Here is a 20,244-nt window from a genome sequence, read left to right as displayed (position 1 = left end):
ATTAAAAAACCTGTGTTATTAATAACATAACCGAACTTATGAAGATCATTAAAAACGTTAAAACCATGCCAACGACGCGTAGCTGCATTTTTTCATCAGCTAATGCATAACTATGACAAAAACGACCTACTAATAACATCGCACCTAAAATATAAGTAAAATGGCTGGGTAACCCTTGATACTCTAATAAAAATAGCAGAATTAAAGAAAATGGCACATATTCTATAAAATTAGCATGGGTGCGGATCGCGGCTTGTAAACTTGCATCACCACCGTCTCCTAAAGAAATACGCTTAGCTTTACGGATTTTAATAACACGAAAGCTAAGTTGAATATACAAAATAGCCAAAATAGCAGCAAAAGTTGAAACTATCACAATTTATTCCATTTATTATTTAAAGTTAGACGCCTAGCACTGTTTATTGCTAGGCTGACATATAATTTGCTAGGTTAGCTCAAAATCCTAATTAAAGTCTAACAGTTCTTAAGGAAGTGCATGATTACGCCAAGAAAAATAGCCGATAATTACCGTGAAATGATCAGCAGCATAGGATTTTATCCGTCTATGCTGTCTGTTGTATTTTTGACTTTTGCTTTAATTACAACAGCTGTTGAGTATTCTGATCCAGCAATGAGTGTTAAGAAAGTCTTAAGTGTATTGCTAGTAGACAGTGAAGAAAATGCACGTACCATCCTAAGTACTTTAGCGGGAAGCATTATTTCGTTAACTGTATTTAGCTTCTCTATGGTTATGGTCGTGTTAAATAGCGCCAGCGCCAGCCTTTCTCCTCGAGTATTACCCGGACTTATAACTCGTAAATCTCATCAACTAGTTTTAGGCTTTTATTTAGGCAGTATAATTTACACCATTCTAATGCTCATCAATATTCGTACCATAGGAAATGGTAATATGGGCATCCCTTCACTGGGTATTTTTATATCACTGGTACTTGGCTTAATTTCACTGGGTTTCTTTGTTTATTTTATTCACTCTATATCCAGAGCTATCCAAGTCGATAATGTACTGAATGACTTATTTAAAAATACTAAAAGTGAACTTAATAGCATTAAAGCTATGCAGCATGAACATCCTGTTGATGATTTTCCGACCTTTGACGACTGGTACAGCATAAAAAGTAAAACGGAAGGTTATTTTAAAGGCGCTCATAGCGATAAATTGTGCGCTATCTGTAAAGAGCACGACATTAAAATTTATATCTCTGTTAAACAAGGTTTTTTTACTGTAAAAGGTTACCCTTTTTTAAAATGCGATACTGATTTAACTGACAAACCAGAGCTCATTGATGAGCTACTTGCATGCTTTATTTTTTACATTGAAGAATATGTTAGCGATCATTACCGATATGGAATGACGCAAATATCTGAGATTGCTGTTAAGGCAATGAGTCCGGGCATTAATGATCCAGGTACTGCAGTAAAAGCTATTGATATGCTGAGTATTTTACTCATTTTGCGATTAGACATTTATGATGTGAATTATTCGCTTAAACAATGCGATGATAACCATCCTAAGTTGTTTTTACATGAAACATCATTCGATGAGCTGCTGCATGATAACTTCACACCTATTCGCAATTATGCAAAAAATGACGCCTATGTAATGGTTAACGTACTTGAGGCGTTTAAAAACATATTGTTTAGAGCATCTGATAACGAAAAAGCGACTAAGAGTTTGTTTATTTACTTAGGGGCGATTATTGAAGATATAGATACGCATATTAGTAATGAGTACGACCGTGAACAAATTACTAATATGCTAAAAGCGATTGCCCGTATTTCAGAGCAACAGGGTGAAAAGTTGCTGGCGCGCTTTACCAGCAACAATCAATAGACTAATTTTCGATAAAATAAACTGCATAACTGCTTGCGCTAATAGTAAGCTCACCACCATTGTATGCATCAGGTACATAGTTTTCTGGTGCAGCATCTGCCATTACCATTTTGCTAGCACGCATGTAAGGTTGGCTTCCAGTATCGAGTGGGCTGCTTGATGCAGTATAAAGGCCTTTGAGTTCAACCCCATAATCACTGGCAAACTCTTTTGCAGCAGCACGCGCATCTTTAATGGCTAGCTTTTGCGCTTGCTTTTGTAGCTCTTCATAGCGACTCGATACAAATTGCGTTTGATTAATTTCGTTGATACCCGCATTCACTAGTTGCTGAAGCATAACTGGGTACTTTTTAATATCCGTTAGAGTAACAGACAGACTACGCGATACTCTGTACCCTACAAATTCCTGTTTGCCTATTTCACGGTTGTATTCTGTTTGGCGTTGAATTGAGATATTAGACGCATAAATGCCCTTTTCTTCTACGCCTTGGCTTTTAGCAAGCTTAATGGCTTTGGCCATGGTTGCATCAGCTTTGTTTTTAGCGGCAATTAAATCTTTATCTACTTCAACAATACCTACAGTCAACTTAACGTTATCAGGGATTGCTTTAACCGTTGCATTACCTTGGATATAAATATGCGGCGCATCTGGTGTTGCTTGTGCTAACACATTAAAACTAAGTGCGGCGGCCATAGCGGTAAAAACTAACTTACGCATAATACTGTTCCTTAATTAAAAACTCCGTTCATTATCACCTTAAAGGGTTAATTCAATATGAACAACCCCTATTATCCAGATATAAAAAAACAGGCATTAAAAGCCTGTTTTTTTAACCACTCAAAGCGATATAGTTTAGATACTACGGCGCTTATAGTTACGGTATTCTGGGAGCCAGTAGTTTTTCTCGATTGCAGCCCATAAAGCCTCATCACTTAACTCAAGGGCCACACCTTCTTCCATCGCTTTTTTCGCTACTGCAAAGGCAATACGTTTACTTAACGCTTGGATTTCGGTTAATGCTGGTAGCAAGCTGCCTTTACCAGTGTTTGCACGAGGTGAAGACTCTGCCAATGTTTCACTTGATACAATCAGCATTGCATCAGTGATACGAGTAGCTTTAGCTGCAATAACGCCTAAACCTATTCCCGGGAAAATGTAGCTATTGTTACATTGTGGGATTGGGAAAATTTGGCCGTTATACTCAACCGGATCAAATGGGCTACCCGAAGCAACAATCGCTTGACCCTCTGTCCAATCAATAACATCTGAAGGAAGTGCTTCTACTTGCTTAGACGGATTACTTAGCGGGAAGATAATCGGTTGTGGGCAAGATGCATGCATTGCACGAATAACTTGCTCTGTGAATAAACCAGGTTGGCCAGATACACCAATCAAGATATCTGGTTGTGCACAGTGCATTACATCTAATAGTGATGCGTACTCACCGCTATACGTCCATTCACTTAAACCTTCTTTAGATTGGCAAAGCGCTTGTTGGAAATCACGTAAACCTTCCATACCATCAGTTAGTAGACCAAAACGGTCAACCATGAAGATTTGTGAGCGAGCTTGCTCATCGCTAATGCCTTCAGCAACCATAGTACTGATAATTTGCTCAGCAATACCGCAGCCTGCTGAACCTGCACCAACAAATACCACTTTTTGCTCTGAAAGTTTCGCACCTTTAACACGACAAGCAGCCAATAAAGACCCCACAGTTACCGCAGCAGTACCTTGAATATCATCGTTAAAGCTACAAATTTCATCACGGTAGCGTTTTAATAATGGCATTGCATTTGGTTGTGCAAAGTCTTCGAACTGAAGTAAAACACTTGGCCAGCGACGTTTAACAGCCTTGATGAATAGGTCTAAGAATTCATCGTACTCTTCTTGCGAAATACGCTTATGACGAGCACCCATATACATAGGGTCGTTAAGCAGTTTTTCGTTATTAGTACCAACATCAATCATCACTGGTAATGTATAAGCTGGGCTAATACCACCACACGCTGTGTAAAGTGACAATTTACCAATTGGAATACCCATACCACCAATACCTTGGTCACCAAGACCAAGAATACGTTCACCGTCAGTCACAACGATAACTTTTACTTTGCCTTTAGTGGCGTTACGTAAAATATCATCAATTTGGAAACGATCTTCGTAAGAAATAAATAGACCACGGGCACTGCGGTAAATGTCTGAAAACTTTTCACAGGCATCACCTACTGTTGGTGTGTAGATAATTGGCATCATTTCTTCAAGATGATCACGTACTAAACGGTAGTAAAGTGTTTCGTTGTTATCTTGAATTGCACGAAGGTAAATGTGCTTGTTTAAATTATCGCTAAAGCTTGAATACTGTTGGTAACAACGCTCAACTTGTTCTTCAATTGTTTCATAACGCGGTGGCAGTAAACCGGCTAAGTTGAAACTTTCCCTTTCTTTTTGTGAAAAAGCACTGCCTTTGTTTAATAGTGGCGTTTCGATCAGACCTGGGCCTGAATAAGGAATATAAAGATAATTTGGATCGGTATTTGTAGTCATATTTCCAAGCTTTGATGCGTCATAATTATGACCTGACATTATTACTCTTAAAGGCGAAATTGCAATGACAATTCACCTTGTCAGACCATTGAAGAAAATGAATTTTATGCCCTAAACGGCACAACGAATAGTATACATGAAAACTCAGCAGCTTTAAGGCTGCTGAGCTTGTTTTTAGTGGCTTTTATCACTTAAAGCGATACCTTCGCGGCGCGGATCGGCTGCGCCATAAAGTTTACCGTCTTTTACTTCAACAGCATGTAAACCAGAGTTTAAATCTAGGATACGAACTGTGTGCCCGCGGTTAACAAAATCAGCTTCCAAGTTTGCAAGTTCAGTGCCCTTTTCAAGGCTTGTATAATTGTTGCGATTAGTAATACGCGGTAAATTAATGGCAGTTTGCGCATCTAAGTTCCAATCAAGCACACCTACTACCACTTGAGCAACGTAATCAATGATACGACTACCACCCGGTGAACCGACCACTAAACGTAAACTGCCGTCTTTGTTAAACACCATCACTGGCGACATTGAACTTCGCGGACGTTTACCTGCTTCAACGCGGTTAGCTAAAGGTTTGCCATCTTTTGTTGGTGATAAAGCAAAGTCTGTAAGCTGATTGTTTAAAATATACCCGTTCACCATTACTGTTGAACCAAACGCCATTTCGATAGAGCTGGTCATCGAAACCGCATTACCTTGGCTATCAACAATCGATACATGGGTCGTTGAAGGTAGCTCGTAAGCATCATCTTGTGCATAAGCAAGTGAGTTTGGCGGAGTACCTGCTTCTGCGTGAGCATCTTTTTCAGAGATAAGCTTTGCACGACCTGCAAGGTAGTCTTTATCAAGTAATCCTTGTGTCGGGATTGGCATAAAATCAGGGTCGCCCATATACACGTTACGATCAGCAAAAGCTAAACGTGATGCTTGGGTAAAGTAATGCAACGCTTGTACTGAATTTGGTTTTAGTTTAGCCATATCTTTATGTTCGAGTAAGGCTAAGATCTGTAATACAGCAACACCACCACTACTTGGCGGAGCCATTGAACAAACCTCGTATTGGCGATAATCAACACATACTGGAGCACGCTCTTTGCTTTTATAATTCGCTAAGTCTTCAACAGATAAAGTACCCGGTGCTACCGCTGAGTTTTGCACTGCATGCACAAGTTCTTTGGCGTTTTCACCTTTATAGAAAGCATCAATGCCTTGTTTCGCAATATCTTTATAAAGCGCGGCAAGTTCAGGGTTCTTTTTCACCGTACCAACAGCAAGCGGTTTACCATCAGGGAAAAAGTAATCACGAATAACAGGAAGCTTTGTAACCCCTGGGTTTAACTCTTTGGCAAGTAATTGATGCAAACGTGGTGACACAATAAAGCCCTGCTCAGCCAATTCAATGGCAGGGCCAAATAAAGTTTGCCACTCTAACTTACCATAACGCTTATGTGCTGAAGCAAAGGCATCTAAAATACCCGGTACACCAACAGAGCGACCACCTACCACGGCATCAATCCACTTAACGGCTTTACCGTGTTTATCTAAAAACAGTGTTTCATCAGCGTTACTTGGTGCGGTTTCGCGGCCATCAAAACTGGTTAGGCTTTTGGTTTTGCTGTCGAAGTACATCATAAATGTACCACCACCGATGCCCGATGATTGCGGTTCTACCAGTGTCAGTACTAATTGCGTTGCAATAGCAGCATCAACTGCTGAGCCACCTAGCTCAAGCATTTTTTGACCTGCTTTTACAGCATAAGGGTTTGCCGCTGCGACCATGTACTTATCGCCTTCAACAACCTGTTTATGGGCAAAGCCGGTTGCAGCTTCGGGTTCGCGTGTTTCAACTTTTGCAGGAGTCGCTAAAAGAGCCGTTGAATAGATAAATGAAGTGGAAAGAGCTAACAAAGCTTTGGTTTTGAATAACATAAATATACTTAATCCCGTAGTGTATTTGGCATCTTAAAATTAAACGTGCACAATAGTGTCACAATCTCAGATACAACAAAAATAACATGATAAACCTGCCCCTGAAACTAGAATATATTCTGCCCCCATTGTGTTTAATACTACTAAGTTCCTTGTTTGCACTTTTCAACTTAAATGAATATCTCGAATTTAACCGTGAGTTAGTCGCAAATGGTGAGTTTTGGCGTATTTTCACCAGTCAATTCGTACACGCAAATTGGCCCCATTTAGGCTTAAATTGTGCCGGAATTTTATTAATTTGGGCTCTACATGCTGAGCATACAAGCCCACCTCGTTATGCATTTAATATTGCTATTCTTGCATTGTGGTGTGGTTTAGGTGTGTGGCTATTTTGCCCTGATATCCAAATTTACACCGGATTAAGCGCGTTACTGCACGGTGTGATCATTTGGGGGGCAATTAAAGACGTACAAGCAGGCATGTTTTCAGGCTGGTTATTGTTTGCGGGTACGTGGGCAAAAGTGATTTGGGAGCAAATAGCAGGCCCGAGTGAATCGGTTAGTCAGTTCATCGCCTCTAATGTTGCCATTGACGCCCACTTTATCGGCGCAATTGGCGGCACACTGTTGGCTTTACCTGTCTTTATAAAAATAATAAAAAATCGCGAGTAACCTTACTCGCGATTTAATTATCTGGTTATTATTCCTGCTATTTAATCTTTTTCATAAAAAATTGGTTATGATTTATCTTCTATATCAGATATTACAAAGCCCCGGCTAACGAGGCTTTGGATTCAAAATCAACTCAATCGTTCCCAAACTAAATCAGCTACCTTAGCTTCTTTCTCTAGGTCAAATTGAGACTCATGTAGAAAATACTTTATGAATGAACGTATAGTATTTTTTTGATTCAAAGATAACTTTACAAATAAAGGCTCATACTCTGAGCCACCTTGTATATTGAGGCTCAAGACAGAAAAGATGGAATCTGATAAAACATCAATCTCATCAAAATTAGATAAACAAAGAGTCATGAATGAAGGTAAATAATAAACGAAATAAGCTGGAGCTAGTCGGTAGACTATTGCTGTCAAATCTACTTGACAACATTTGATCACATCTATTCCAAAGTCTTCCCAAGATTTACCACTCAAAATTCTTATAACCTCTTCGTCTTCCCAATCTAAATTAGGCCTATCTATTAAGGGGCAATTGGGTTGCTTTGTACTGCCAAATGCATATGACAAACTATCTAATAGCGCTAATTTATTCATTGAACTAACTTCCCATTTATTTTTGTAAAGATTGACATTTAGCCATACTTTTCCAAGCATCAATAGCTTGGTTTCTATGATTTGCATCTCCTCCCATGAAACACTTTTTATTTATTGTGTCTCTCGCTATTGCACACCTCTGGTTGGCGACCTCCCGAAGGAATAAATCACCTCTAGACATGGATTGGGAACATCTTCTTTGTCGTTTGCATTCTTGGTTTACGTTTTGCTGTAGTTTTTGCTGTTCAGATGGGGAGCATTGACCGGGAGGTTCGATGTTATTTGCCGCAGGGCTAATTTTCAGACCCGCATTATCAACTTCACAACTTTCATTATCCTCATTTCCAAACAAATTAGAAATCTGAATAACAGAATCGACAAAAGCCATATTTTCTTTTGTACCCGGTAAAAATACCGGATGAGCAGCAGGAGTGGGACCCGGCCCAACAATTGGAATCGCTGTTAAGCCGTTAGGGTCATAATTATTTACAGGGTTATTTCCAACATATCCATAAGTATTAATCCCACCCGCTAAACCAATCGGATCTGACTGAATGTAGCGTCCCAATTCAGGATCGTAATCCCTATAGTAATTGTAGTATAAACCAGTTTCAGCATCGGCATATTGGCCTGGAAAGCGTAATGCCATTTCTTCTGTTAGCTCATTTTCAGTCTCAATAAATTTACCAAAAGGTGTGTAGTAGCCACTCCAAACAACTTCTGCAGCGCTATTCGTTATTGCAATGGGCGCATCTAAGTGATTTGTATGTATAAAATAAATTTCGTTTGCGACAACAAATGCGATACGTTGTCTATTTAGGTAAATATACTCTATCAACGTTTCCGCATTGCCATCCAATTCAGCAATCAGCATACCTGACGAATCATATTGATAGTAACGTTCATGGCGATTATTTATTTCATCCAAAACAGTATAATTGCTATGAACAAAACTTAATTCAGCGTCATACCAGAAACTAAGCCAACTACCGTGGATACTGTCTAACACCCACAAAGAGCCCTCTGGCGCTGTACCTCTTTTTTCAGAGTATTTGCTGTCACTTGCTCTTACATTAACATTACCGGTTAATGTATTTGCAATTTCAAAACATTGCCCTGTAGATACCTCTAAGTACCCCCTTCCATACACCCAACGCTGCCTATTTTGATTTGATGTAAAACAAAATCCCGTCTAGCGCGACTTTGGATTCAAAAATTTAGGCTTTGCTAATAATGTCTAAATTTCTTAACGAATATAAAAAACTGTCCTTTTGTTTTTTCGTCAATTGATATAGAGCAGCTTACTTCGTGAGGAAAGTCACTTTCTACATCATACATACCAATTAAGAGTGAAGTTGCGGTTTTCCTATTAAAATCAGTGATTTTACTAAAGCCAGACTCTAACTCTATAGTTTTGTCTGCACAATTCATTATTGCTGACACATTGTGGTTTTTATTTTGAACAGTTTCACCGATAACATATACTCCGTATTTCCCTCTATATCGATGTTCTAAGTGTATGTTGTCACTTCTACTTTTGCCTGTATCAACCCAAATTCCTCCTACTTGCTGATAATAATCATCGGGAACATAAGTCAAATTTAAAAGCGTATAAATAAATCCACCTGAGAATGTTTTTAAATGCCACTTAGCATAAATATTTAATGGTGGCATAAGAACTAGAACAAAAATCAATATTAATAAAACCCACTTGAATCTCATCGTTCATGCCTATTTAGGTCTGCTAATACGTTATAATATTGGTTAATAACCTCATCAACATAGTCCTGACAGTTGTTAGTTATCACATTATAGTTTTTCATATCAAATGAGATTTTTGCTCGTTCCTCTGCTTTCTCATTAATGCATCATCGTATTCTTTATCCTTGCATGAATATCCACTCGTATCAGGATCTGCATAAGAAAAGCCACTATTTGTACCATCCTTATACAAAATTTGTTCGTGGAAAACACCTAAATTCATATTAGATGCACCATTAGTTCTAAACTTTCCTAGTCCATTTAATGGTCGCGTACATATTTTCGCTAAACAAATTGGGGCAGACTAAATATAGCGTCCTAATTCAGGAGCGTAATCCCTAAATTAGTTGTACACTAAATTGGTTTAGATCTGTCAAGTTAGAACTTAGATAGTTATAGACTAGCTTCATCCTATTTCAATTTGTATATTTCTAGCAAAAGCCTCGGTTTGTGAGGCTTTAAATTAATAGCTAATTCCAATATTTATTAATAATCTTGGGTAAAATTATAAACCACTGAAAATATCCACCGATAAAGCAACAGATACTAATAACAAACACTTCTAAACCAAAGCTGCTTTGATAATCTATAGTTAGTAAAGCTGTAACTAGATACAATAAAAACGGACCTAATGGAAAACTTAAAAGTCCCAGTAAAACTAGTATGAACACACCTAACTCGTGAGTTTGGCTTACATATTGAACAGATTCTAAAACAGAAAGAATGACTAAAGTAAAACAGGTTATCCATACTAGTTTCAATATCTGGATTTTTTTAGATTCATACTATTTCACCTGACATAATCTTAAACATTTATCCGCTAAACTATCACTGTACCCTTGACAATCGGTACCATTTGGACCTATCGATTTAAACTCAGCGTTAATGCAACTTTCGACATAAGTATCATCTTTTCTAATTTCATCACATTTTTTTGGGTCATGGTTCTCAGCTTCCGTTGTTGCGCAACATAAACTACCTTTACCAAAAGACTAAGTGTTATCAAGAGCACTTGTAGGCGTATTACTTGATCAAAGCTAATTTTTACATAAACCAATATGGATTTACTAAAGGTAAAGTTTTATTTGCATATCACTAAACTTATTCCATTCAAAGGGCGCGTGCACTTTTATGTTGTCTTACTAATGGTCGCTGTACCTCATTTTGCTATTAAATTAACATAACTAGCTGGTTTCATAATATTGCTAGGTCTATGAACAGTATTACTAAGGGTTACAAGTAATTGAATTGCTCACTTAGAACGGGGCTCAATGCAAGGCAACGATAATGAATATCTTGTGAGCAATCAGAAGCGATATTCGATGAACGACACAAAGCAGCCTAATTTAGTGAGTGGTGGATTTCGGGATTTTATTAGCGAGAAACATAAAGATATTATTTATGGCAAAACAAGTTAAATACTTATATCTAATGGTAAATATCAATTGCTATTCAAAAAAAGCAGCCCTGAATATCAAGGCTGCTTATTAGTCAGTGATAAATTGTTCTGAAAGTTAAAGCGTTTCTTTAAATAGCTTATAAATACGACGGTATTCATCTAACCAGCTTGATGGTTGTACAAAACCATGCGGCTCAACTGGGAAGATCGCTGTTTCAAAGTTTTCTTTTTCAAGTTCAATTAAGCGCTGTACTAAGCGAACCGAATCTTGGAAGAATACATTGTCATCAACCATAGGCGCGTTAATTAATAAATGGCTCTTAAGACCTTCAGCAAAGTAAATTGGTGAGCTCTTTTCATAAGCAATTGGGTCAACATCTGGGTGGTTTAAAATGTTCGACGTATAAGGACCATTGTAGTGAGCCCAATCAGTTACCGGACGAAGTGCAGCACCTGCTTTGAATAAATCAGGTTGTGTGAATAGCGCCATAAACGTCATGAAACCACCGTAAGAACCACCATAAGTGCCTACAGCTTGTGTATCTACGTTTGCGTTGTCTGCCATCCAGCTTACGCCGTCTGCTAGATCTTGGATCTCAGGTGTACCCATTTGACGATAAATGGCTGTACGCCAATCACGGCCGTAACCTTTAGATGCACGGTAGTCCATGTCCATTACTACGTAGCCTTCTGAAGCAAGTAGTGAGTGGAACATAAACTCACGGAAGTAACCAGACCAACCCATGTGTGAGTTTTGTAGGTAACCAGCACCGTGGTTAAAGATAACCGCTTTACGGTTTTTACCTGTTTCGCCTTCTTTATAATCAGCTGGGTAATATACTTTTGCGTAAATTGGCTGATCAGTGTGGCTTGAAGGCACAGCAACAATCTTAGGTGCGATTAGTTTCTTCGCTAAAAACTCATCAGATACCGTGTGCGTTAACTGCGTTGCTTGGGTATTTGCTTTTGCATCAGCAACGTAAAGCTCAGGCGGTGACATAATTTTTGAATGAGTTAGCAATAGTTTGCTTTCATCTGGGCTTAACTGGTAATCAGTCATACCATCAAGGTTGGTTACTTGTTCAGATTCACCGTTTGCAGGGTTTACACGATAGATTTCGTAAAGACCTGGATGCTCAACGTTAGCTTTGTAGTAAATCGCTGAGTTATCAGCTGTTAACGTTAAGTTTGAAACAACAAATTGGCCTTTAGTTAGCTGTGTTGCCTTACCGTTAAGTGGCTTTTTGTAAATGTGGCTGTAACCAGACTCTTCAGATAAGTAGTAAAGCGTATCTGAATTGTTTAACCAACCAAAATCGTTGTATGCATAGTTAACCCATGCATCGTCATGCAGACGGTGCTGTGAAACAAGTTTGTTGTTTTGTGTATCAACAGTGGCTAACCAACGATCTTTGTTGTCCCATGCTTCAAGCATAAGTGCCACTTGTGAACCATCTGTGTTCCATTGGATTGCACTTTGGTCCCAACCCCAATCCATCATTAGATTGATGGCGCGTGGTGCTTTTTCAGACTTGTAGGTTTTGCCTTCACGGTCGTAGTTTTCTTTTTTAACAGCTGCAAGTACGTCTTCATCAAAGCCAGGTAAGGTATCGAATGCAAGGGTTGTTTGCTCGCCTGATTTAAGGTCGATGTAGATAACATCTGAGCTGATTGGTTTTTCATCAGCAACACGACGACGTACTTTCTCAGCCTTTACACGTGCATCATCGGCAATGTAATTAGGCATGATATCGCCTTCATCACGCCATGAACGGTTCTCAGTGGTTACTGCAACGAGTGCTTGGCCATTTGGTGAAAGCTGAACATCTGCTAAACGTTTGCCTTTACCTAAGTAAAACTGCGCGTTAGCAATGCTGTCGTTTTGTTCGTTGATTTGTGCTTTACGCGCTTCACGATCTTTTTTGTTTTTGTGAGTCAGCGCAATGTAATCAATTAGTTTATGCTGTTCTTTTGCAATGTAAGTGTCAGGCTCTTGTACACCTTTAGGTGCATCGTCTAGGTGTAAGTTTACTAATTCAACTTGACGACCCGTTGCTAAATCAACTTTATAAAATGCATTACCTTGACGAAAAGCAAGGCTACCATCAGTTAAAAACTGTGGTTTTGATTGCTGTGCGCTATCGTGAGTAATTTGAGTAATTTGCCCAGTGCTTAAGTTTTTAACGAAGATATTACCTTCAAATGAATAAGCCTGTTGCTTTTTATCTGCTGAATAAACAGCATTTTTAGCGCCTACAGTGTGTAGTTTATTTAACGCTAATTGTGATGCAGATTGGCTGTTAATTGCTTGAACGTATAAATCACGTAACTCATTGCCCTGTTGCTTTTGTGCATAAACGATGCTGTTAGAATCGCCGTTCCAGAAAGCACGCTCAGGCTGACGACCTAACCAATCAGGGTGAGCCATTGCTTGCTCTAACGTGATTTCAGCGGAACCTGTGTCAGCAGGAGTAACGACAACGGGTGCTACATTGGTAACTTGTTCTTCAGAAGGCGTTGAGGCGGTTGATTGACAACCAGCTAGCATAAAGCTAGATGCGACTGCGAGAGCCACTAACGTTTTATTAGCAGTGGTTTTGAAATTCATAGTGCTTCTTTAGGGTAATTATAATTCGCCTTATTTAAGCAGAAGCACTGATGAAATAGCAATTTTTATAGGATAAACAGCCAAACTTTTCCGTTTAATAACAGCTTATTTCAATGTGATATCAAGCCATACCATACGATGATCAGAAGAGGCATTGCGATCCTCAATTAATCTGAATAACTCAGAATTTTCTGTTGGCCAAAATACTCCGCCGTCATTTATTTCAATACCATAATTAGATGGCAGTACGTAATCGGCTCTGGCTTGCCAATAAGCGGTATAGTTTTTAGCGTAATCTTCTTTATAAGATTCTTTAGCGCCTTTGCTTGTTGGCGTAAAAGAGGTATTCACTAATGGGTTTTTTAAAATCTGGTCTGTAGTATTTGGACGTGCCTTGCCCCCTTCTGGCGCAGCATTTAAATCACCAACAATTACAAAGCGGCTGTTCGCTTTTAAGCCTCCTTTTTGGCCTTTATCATCGTAAATGTAGTTAGCATTGTTGATGTAATCAGCAATTAAGCGCACTTCATCGTGGTTACGCTTACCGTTGCGGTCTTCTGGGCCATCGAATACTGGCGGCGTAGGGTGCGACGCAAGTAAATGAACTGTTTTGCCTTTTATATCAATCGGTAAGTCCCAAAATGATTTAGAGCTTAGGTGAATCGCTTGCCATTCTTCAGGAGAATACCAATCATTACCTGTTTTGGGGTCGATAGGCATTTGTGCATTTGGCATATCTTTGTATTTGAATGTTTGTAATGTTCGCGCTTTATCTAAATCAATTGGGTAGCGAGAAAGTACAGCCATTGCATAATGCCCTTCAAAGAAGCCAAAGCCGTGTGCGTCACCTTTGTAATGCCCCTTTACACCATCGTTATCTAAGTCAAATTCGGTAGGTAAACCGGTGTTGACTGGTGCGATAAAGTAGTATGGGTAATCGATGGCAACCTGCTTATTTTGCGATACCTGCAGGTAGTTTTTACGAAATACGTTAATGCCTTTATCAGCATCAATATAGTCAAACTCATTGAGTAAAATAACATCAGGTCTTACTCGCTGAATTATTTCGGCAATGTTGCGAATTTGCTGGTGGTTGCTCGCTAATGCTTTGCTTAAAGCATCTTTATCAATAGCTTCGCCTTTTTTAGCATAGTTGGTTGCATCCATACTCACGTTAAAGGTAGCAACACGTAAATCTGCAGCTAGTGCATTGTTAACAAATACACCTACAGCCAGGGCTAAAGAGGAAGTTAATAAAGCGTTTTTCATGAAATAAATCCGTCTACTATAAGTAGTAAAATAATACTGCTGACAATGATCCATAAGATCATCGCCATGATAAAAGGTTTAATGCCTGCTTGTTTTAAGACTGAAATAGATAAGCCACTACCAATCAAAAATAAGGTCATTACCAAAATTTGTTTAGCACCAACATTCAGTGCATGCCAAAGTGTTTGATACTCAGGAAAGCTTGAATTAATCAGTGCAGCCGCTAAAAAACCAAATATAAACAATGGAATACTTGCTTTTTCATCTGATTTCCAAAACACACCCGCGATGCTTGTATAAGGTATGATCCACATTGCTCTGGTTAGTTTAATTGTTGTTGCAATAGCAAGTGCTGATGCGCCATAAGCAGCGGAAGCCCCCACTACACTACTGGTATCGTGAATCGCAAGTGCCGCCCAAACACCAAATTGCTGTTCGGTTAGGCCAAAATAATGGCCAATCATCGGGAACAACACTAAGCCAAGGGCGTTTAATAAAAATACCACAGCGAGTGATATCGCCACTTCGTGATCTTTGGCTTTAATCACCGGGGCCATAGCTGCAATTGCGCTGCCACCACAAATTGCTGTACCAAATGAGATAAGTACACCGGTATTTTTATTTAACTTAAATAACTGAGATAAAATTTCGCCAAGACCAATAATCGCAGTAATACTGACAATTGTAAGCACAATAGAACTGCGCCCTACTTCTATTACTTGATTAAAATCAACAGCAAAGCCTAAGCCAATAACCGCTAACTTTAGCATCCATTTACTAAATTTTTGTGACTGAGCTACAAATGGATTGCCTAAAGTCATGGCAAATAGTGCACCGACTATAAGTGCCGTAGCAGAACCGACAAATGGCAAAGCAGATGCTAAAAAAAGCGTAATAAAAAGAAATTGTTTTGGGCGTTCAGCTATCACAACAGCACTCTGATTAGTTTGTTGGTTAATTTATGTACCAGAGGTGCGACAACAATAACGGTAGGAAATGCCACACAAAAAGCAAAAACCCACGCTTTAAGCCAAATGGTTGTAATGTTATCGATTAAACCAACGTTAAAAATGCTGATCACTAAAGACATAAATCCAGACATAAACAGCGCCATAAAAAAGGCAAACACGACTGTTCTAAATCGAGGATGTAACATAACAAGCTAATATTAATATAAAAATATTAGTCTATAGGAAGAAAAACCTGACGCAAGTGCTTTGAGACAAGAGGTACAAAATTAGCGAAGTTTACGCGTAAGGCCAAAAATTAAAAAGCCGAGATAAACTCGGCTTTTAAGAATTTAAACTGATTAGTTTAAAATAAGTTGGGTGCTGGTAGCAGCTACACCTGGGTAATCTTGCTCTGGCAATATTTCAGCAAGTGCAGCTAATCGCTCACCTAATTGGTGAAGATTATTGGCAGATACGTTGATGTGTCCCATTTTACGGCCTGGTTTAGCCGTTTTACCATACCAGTGGCTTGTAACATCTTGAGTAGCAAGTACTGAGTGTGGAATTGAAGGCTGTCCTAACACGTTGATCATGGCAGTAGGACGAAGCAATTCTGTACTGCCTAATGGTAAACCTGCAACAGCGCGCATGTGGTTTTCGAACTGAGAGCAATGCGTGCCCTGCTGTGTCCAGTGACCAGAGTTATGAACTCGCGGTGCAATTTCGTTTACTAATAACGTACCTTGAACATCAAAAAACTCAATTGCTAATACACCCACATAATCAAGTTCATTTGCTAGCTTGTTAAACGCCAGCTCAGCTTGTTCTTGAATTGCAGCTTTTTCTTTACCTGCAACTGAAAGTGTAAGCACACCGTTAGTGTGTTGGTTTTCAGTTAATGGGTAAATTACTGTGTTACCTGCTTTGTCGCGTGCACCGATGATAGATACTTCGCGGTCAAATGGGATCATCTTCTCAGCAATAATAGAATGCGGTGCACTGTCGGTACCAGATGCAATGAAATCTGCCATTTCTGACCAAATTTGGTCAATTTGATCATCTGATTTTAAGCGCCACTGGCCTTTACCGTCGTAACCCGCTTGGCAAGTTTTGATCACAAGTGGCTTACCTAAACGCTCTACCGCAGCAATAAGGTGTGCTTTTTCGGTAATTAGCTGATAAGGCGCGCACTCAACATTTGTTTTATCAAGTAATGCTTTTTCAAGTGCACGATCGCCACCTGTTTTAATCGCCGCTTTACCCGGGTAAAACTTGTTGCTTTGACAGCACAGTGTTAGTACATCATCAGGAATGTGTTCAAACTCTGCTGTAATTGCGTCTGCGCTATCAATAGCTTGTTGTAATGTACTGTTATGAACTTCACCGGTTAATGGGTGAATGATTTTTTCACTACCCACATCGTAGGCAACAACATTTAAATCAAGGGGTGCGCCCGCTAAGCTCATCATTCGAGCTAACTGACCCGCACCTAAAATTAGAATATTCATATTACTCTGCAGGATTAGGGTTAGCTAATATAGTGTCTGTTTGTTCTTTACGGAATGCTTCAACTTTTGCGAAAATTTCTGGCTGTTGGCAACCTAAAATTTGTGCAGCTAAAAGGCCTGCATTTGCTGCGCCCGCTTCACCAATAGCAAGAGTACCTACCGCAACACCTTTAGGCATTTGGCAAATAGATAATAACGAATCTACACCATTAAGAGTTTTAGATTTAACGGGTACACCTAAAACTGGTAGTGATGTAAAGGCCGCTGCCATACCTGGTAAGTGCGCAGCACCACCGGCACCTGCAATAATAATTTTAATGCCGCGCTCAGCTGCAGTGCTTGCATAGTCGGCAAGTAATTGAGGGGTACGGTGAGCAGAAACAACTTTAGTCTCGTATTCAATGCCGAATTTTTCTAGCATTAACGCCGCATGTTCCATCGTTGGCCAGTCTGATTTGGAACCCATAATAATGCCAACAGTCATAAATACACCTCAGTAAATTGTTTTCTAAAAAGCGGACTTTTGTCCTTATTTTGTGGCGGGTATTATATACCTAACTCACATCAAGATGCGAGTTTCAGTTGGAATTAAAACGATTTAGGCATGGCATTGACTGCAAATAATAGTGGCTCTATTGTTATAATCAAAAACGCAGTATAAATCGCTTTAAACCATCTCAAGATGCGACTCTAGAAGCACAAAAAAGCCATGACATGCATGGCTTTTAATCACTCATTATCTGATTAAGCTTCTTTACTTGCTAGGTACTCAGTGTATGTACCTTTAAAGTCGATAACTTTGCCGTCTTTGATTTCCCAAATGCGGTTAGCAAGTGATGATACGAATTGTCTATCGTGTGATACGAATAATAAAGTTCCTTCGTATGCTTCAAGTGCTAAGTTAAGCGCTTCGATAGATTCCATATCCATGTGGTTGGTTGGCTCATCCATTAATAAGATGTTTGGTTTATGCATCATAATTTTGCCAAACAACATACGGCCTTGCTCACCACCTGAAATCACTTTTACTGACTTTTTAATGTCGTTTTGTGAAAACAGCATACGACCTAAGAAACTACGAACAACTTGCTCGTCGTCACCTTCTTGTTGCCATTGTTCCATCCACTGGAATAAGTTCATGTCTTGTTCGAACTCATCAGCATGGTCTTGCGCGTAATAACCAATATTAGCATTATCAGACCATTTAAATTCACCTTGTTTTGGTGCTAAGCGACCTGCAAGGGTATTTAATAATGTTGTTTTACCAACACCGTTCTCACCGATAATCGCAATACGCTCACCTACTTCAACTAAACCTTCAAGGCCACTGAAAAGCATGTCATCAAAACCTTGCGCTAAGTTAGTTAGCTCTAAGGCATTACGGAATAACTGTTTTTCTTGTTCAAATCGAATAAATGGGCTTTGACGAGAAGACGCTTTAACTTCTTCAAGCTGAATTTTATCGATTTGTTTAGCACGTGATGTTGCTTGTTTTGCTTTTGAAGCATTTGCAGAGAAACGAGATACGAACTGCTGTAGTTCTGCAATTTGGCTTTTCTTCTTCGCATTTTCGCTCAGTAAACGCTCGCGGGCTTGTGTTGCTGCAAACATATATTCATCGTAATTACCTGGGTAAATACGAAGTTCGCCATAATCGATGTCAGCCATGTGTGTACATACTGAGTTTAAAAAGTGACGGTCGTGCGAAATGATGATCATGGTGCAGTCGCGTTGGTTTAACACGTCTTCTAACCACTTGATGGTGTAAATATCCAAGTTATTGGTAGGCTCATCCAGTAGCATGATATCTGGATCAGAAAACAGCACTTGTGCAAGTAACACACGCAGTTTAAAACCCGGTGCGATTTCAGACATAGGACCGTAGTGTTGCTCTGTACCGATACCTACACCAATCAGTAGCTCACCGGCTTTAGCTTCTGCTGAGTAACCATCCATCTCTGCAAACTCAGTTTCAAGATCAGCTACACGCATACCGTCTTCTTCGCTCATCTCTGGTAAGCTATAAATACGATCACGTTCTTTTTTTACTTCCCACAGCTCTTTATGACCCATGATAACTGTATCGATCACAGAAAACTCTTCATAAGCAAATTGATCTTGATTTAGTTTAGCAATACGCTCGTTTGGATCTGTACTGACATTACCTGAAGATGGCTCAAGTTCACCACTTAGGATTTTCATGAAGGTTGATTTACCACAGCCATTCGCACCGATTAAACCATAACGGTTTCCATCGCCAAATTTTGCTGAAATATTTTCGAATAAAGGTTTAGCACCAAATTGCATGGTGATATTAGCTGTACTAATGATAGCGGTACCCTCCAGCGGGTAAAAAGTAAAAACAAATCTGCATGCAATTTTAAACTAAAGCCGCTTTGCACGCCATGATAGTTTAAATAAATCAACTCAGTAGTTTTACAAAATGAAATACAGTACCTATGCTGAACTGCACATAAAATGAGCACGCTCACAAACGAATGTGAGCGCGCTCACTTTTTAAATAATCATTATAAAACAAGGAGTTTGTTAGCATGAGAAATAATAACACAGAACAGCGAATTTTAGATGCTGCTTGGTCATTATTCGAAAAAGAAGGGTTTTCTGACACCTCTACTAGACAAATTTCGGCGGCCAGTAATATTGCTGTGGGTACTTTATTTAATTATTTTCCAGATAAAGTTGCTATTTTAGAGGGCTGCTTAGAAAACAGATTTGCAGAAGTGTTGGAGCACGCTAAAGAAACAGACATCCATCGCCCTGCCCGTTTAAAAATAAGCCACTATGCACAGTATTTTTATCAATTCTATTGCACACACCATCAGTTTTACAAACCTCTTTTCAGCGATCGTTTGTTTAGTGAGTCGTTTCAGGAGCAGCACATAAGATTGATGGAATCATTAATCTTTGCCGATCAACCGCATTTTAATAAAGTTAAAGCGGCCATTCTACTAGACTGCTATTTTATGACCTTATTGCACGGTTTATGCTCAGACAAACCCAGCACAAAAGATATGCTAAAAACATTAAGTCAAAAGGTGTCCATTTTTTAGCTACACTAACTTATTGATAATTCAGTATAGTGAACTCAAAATGAATAAATATTCCTCAAAACTGATATCTTTG

At 39.2% G+C, this 20,244-nt stretch carries 18 protein-coding genes; 3 read left to right on the top strand and 15 right to left on the bottom strand.

Translation table 11 applies throughout. The features are described from left to right. Position 1: 1 nt before the first annotated feature. Positions 2-376, bottom strand: a complete 375-nt coding sequence (locus AAEU31_RS14110) for an MAPEG family protein (protein WP_135924515.1) — start codon at positions 374-376, stop codon at positions 2-4. A 120-nt stretch (positions 377-496) separates the two neighbouring features. Here AAEU31_RS14110 and AAEU31_RS14105 point away from each other — a divergent pair, with 120 nt between their 5' ends. Beyond that, positions 497-1,852 (top strand): DUF2254 domain-containing protein, encoded by a 1,356-nt coding sequence (locus tag AAEU31_RS14105; RefSeq protein WP_138556943.1) that lies wholly within the window; start codon positions 497-499, stop codon positions 1,850-1,852. 1 nt (position 1,853) lies between these two features. On the opposite strand, the gene AAEU31_RS14100 is transcribed toward AAEU31_RS14105, so the two are convergent. The 3 genes from AAEU31_RS14100 to ggt all read right to left on the bottom strand — a co-directional run bounded on the left by AAEU31_RS14100 (position 1,854) and on the right by ggt (position 6,332). Then, a complete protein-coding gene (locus AAEU31_RS14100) occupies positions 1,854-2,570 on the bottom strand; it encodes an SIMPL domain-containing protein (RefSeq protein WP_421967552.1) in 717 nt (238 codons plus the stop codon). 135 nt (positions 2,571-2,705) lie between these two features. Continuing rightward, complete coding sequence (locus AAEU31_RS14095) at positions 2,706-4,400, bottom strand: NAD-dependent malic enzyme (protein WP_421967560.1); 1,695 nt, start codon at positions 4,398-4,400, stop codon at positions 2,706-2,708. Between the two features lie 174 nt (positions 4,401-4,574). Continuing rightward, on the bottom strand, positions 4,575-6,332 hold the full coding sequence (gene ggt, locus AAEU31_RS14090) for a gamma-glutamyltransferase (protein ID WP_421967551.1): 1,758 nt from the start codon (positions 6,330-6,332) through the stop codon (positions 4,575-4,577). Between the two features lie 86 nt (positions 6,333-6,418). Between ggt and rrtA the strand changes: the two genes are divergently transcribed. Further along, the gene (gene rrtA, locus AAEU31_RS14085; RefSeq protein WP_421967550.1) at positions 6,419-7,003 is read left to right on the top strand and encodes a rhombosortase; all 585 of its coding nucleotides are present in this window, start codon (positions 6,419-6,421) and stop codon (positions 7,001-7,003) included. 128 nt (positions 7,004-7,131) lie between these two features. Here the strand turns inward: rrtA and AAEU31_RS14080 are convergent, their stop codons facing one another. The 11 genes from AAEU31_RS14080 to AAEU31_RS14035 all read right to left on the bottom strand — a co-directional run bounded on the left by AAEU31_RS14080 (position 7,132) and on the right by AAEU31_RS14035 (position 19,431). Further along, positions 7,132-7,605: a hypothetical protein gene (locus AAEU31_RS14080; RefSeq protein ID WP_421967549.1), complete on the bottom strand. Its 474-nt coding sequence runs from the start codon at positions 7,603-7,605 to the stop codon at positions 7,132-7,134. A gap of 16 nt (positions 7,606-7,621) precedes the next feature. After that, positions 7,622-8,755, bottom strand: coding sequence for an RHS repeat-associated core domain-containing protein (locus AAEU31_RS14075; protein WP_421967548.1), 1,134 nt, complete (start codon positions 8,753-8,755; stop codon positions 7,622-7,624). 77 nt (positions 8,756-8,832) lie between these two features. Then, positions 8,833-9,327 carry a hypothetical protein gene (locus AAEU31_RS14070; protein ID WP_135924494.1) on the bottom strand — a complete coding sequence of 165 codons (495 nt, stop codon included), beginning with the start codon at positions 9,325-9,327 and terminating at the stop codon, positions 8,833-8,835. A gap of 509 nt (positions 9,328-9,836) precedes the next feature. Then, positions 9,837-10,127: a hypothetical protein gene (locus AAEU31_RS20260; RefSeq protein ID WP_498049589.1), complete on the bottom strand. Its 291-nt coding sequence runs from the start codon at positions 10,125-10,127 to the stop codon at positions 9,837-9,839. Positions 10,128-10,880: 753 nt separating this feature from the next. Continuing rightward, positions 10,881-13,373, bottom strand: coding sequence for a prolyl oligopeptidase family serine peptidase (locus AAEU31_RS14065; RefSeq protein ID WP_421967547.1), 2,493 nt, complete (start codon positions 13,371-13,373; stop codon positions 10,881-10,883). A 105-nt stretch (positions 13,374-13,478) separates the two neighbouring features. Next, a complete protein-coding gene (locus AAEU31_RS14060; protein WP_421967546.1) occupies positions 13,479-14,642 on the bottom strand; it encodes an endonuclease/exonuclease/phosphatase family protein in 1,164 nt (387 codons plus the stop codon). After that, a complete protein-coding gene (locus AAEU31_RS14055; protein ID WP_421967545.1) occupies positions 14,639-15,571 on the bottom strand; it encodes a YeiH family protein in 933 nt (310 codons plus the stop codon). Before AAEU31_RS14055 ends, AAEU31_RS14060 begins: the two co-directional genes overlap by 4 nt. Continuing rightward, the gene (locus AAEU31_RS14050) at positions 15,568-15,798 is read right to left on the bottom strand and encodes a DUF2798 domain-containing protein (RefSeq protein ID WP_498049588.1); all 231 of its coding nucleotides are present in this window, start codon (positions 15,796-15,798) and stop codon (positions 15,568-15,570) included. Before AAEU31_RS14050 ends, AAEU31_RS14055 begins: the two co-directional genes overlap by 4 nt. A gap of 153 nt (positions 15,799-15,951) precedes the next feature. Continuing rightward, positions 15,952-17,100 (bottom strand): 5-(carboxyamino)imidazole ribonucleotide synthase, encoded by a 1,149-nt coding sequence (locus AAEU31_RS14045; protein WP_235382146.1) that lies wholly within the window; start codon positions 17,098-17,100, stop codon positions 15,952-15,954. A gap of 1 nt (position 17,101) precedes the next feature. Beyond that, the gene (gene purE / locus AAEU31_RS14040; protein ID WP_138556934.1) at positions 17,102-17,584 is read right to left on the bottom strand and encodes a 5-(carboxyamino)imidazole ribonucleotide mutase; all 483 of its coding nucleotides are present in this window, start codon (positions 17,582-17,584) and stop codon (positions 17,102-17,104) included. A 260-nt stretch (positions 17,585-17,844) separates the two neighbouring features. Then, positions 17,845-19,431, bottom strand: a complete 1,587-nt coding sequence (locus tag AAEU31_RS14035; protein ID WP_135924478.1) for an ABC-F family ATPase — start codon at positions 19,429-19,431, stop codon at positions 17,845-17,847. Between the two features lie 221 nt (positions 19,432-19,652). On the opposite strand from AAEU31_RS14035, the gene AAEU31_RS14030 reads away from it, so the two are divergent. Further along, entirely contained in the window at positions 19,653-20,171 is a 519-nt protein-coding gene (locus tag AAEU31_RS14030) for a TetR/AcrR family transcriptional regulator (RefSeq protein WP_421967544.1), read from the top strand. The last annotated feature ends 73 nt before the right edge of the window (positions 20,172-20,244 follow it).

This window comes from Pseudoalteromonas thalassia (genome assembly GCF_049257215.1).
In the GTDB taxonomy this organism is placed as follows: Bacteria; Pseudomonadota; Gammaproteobacteria; order Enterobacterales; family Alteromonadaceae; genus Pseudoalteromonas; species Pseudoalteromonas lipolytica_C.
The sequence above is the reverse complement of the archived record's forward strand: the minus strand, read 5'-3'. Positions and strand labels throughout refer to the sequence as shown.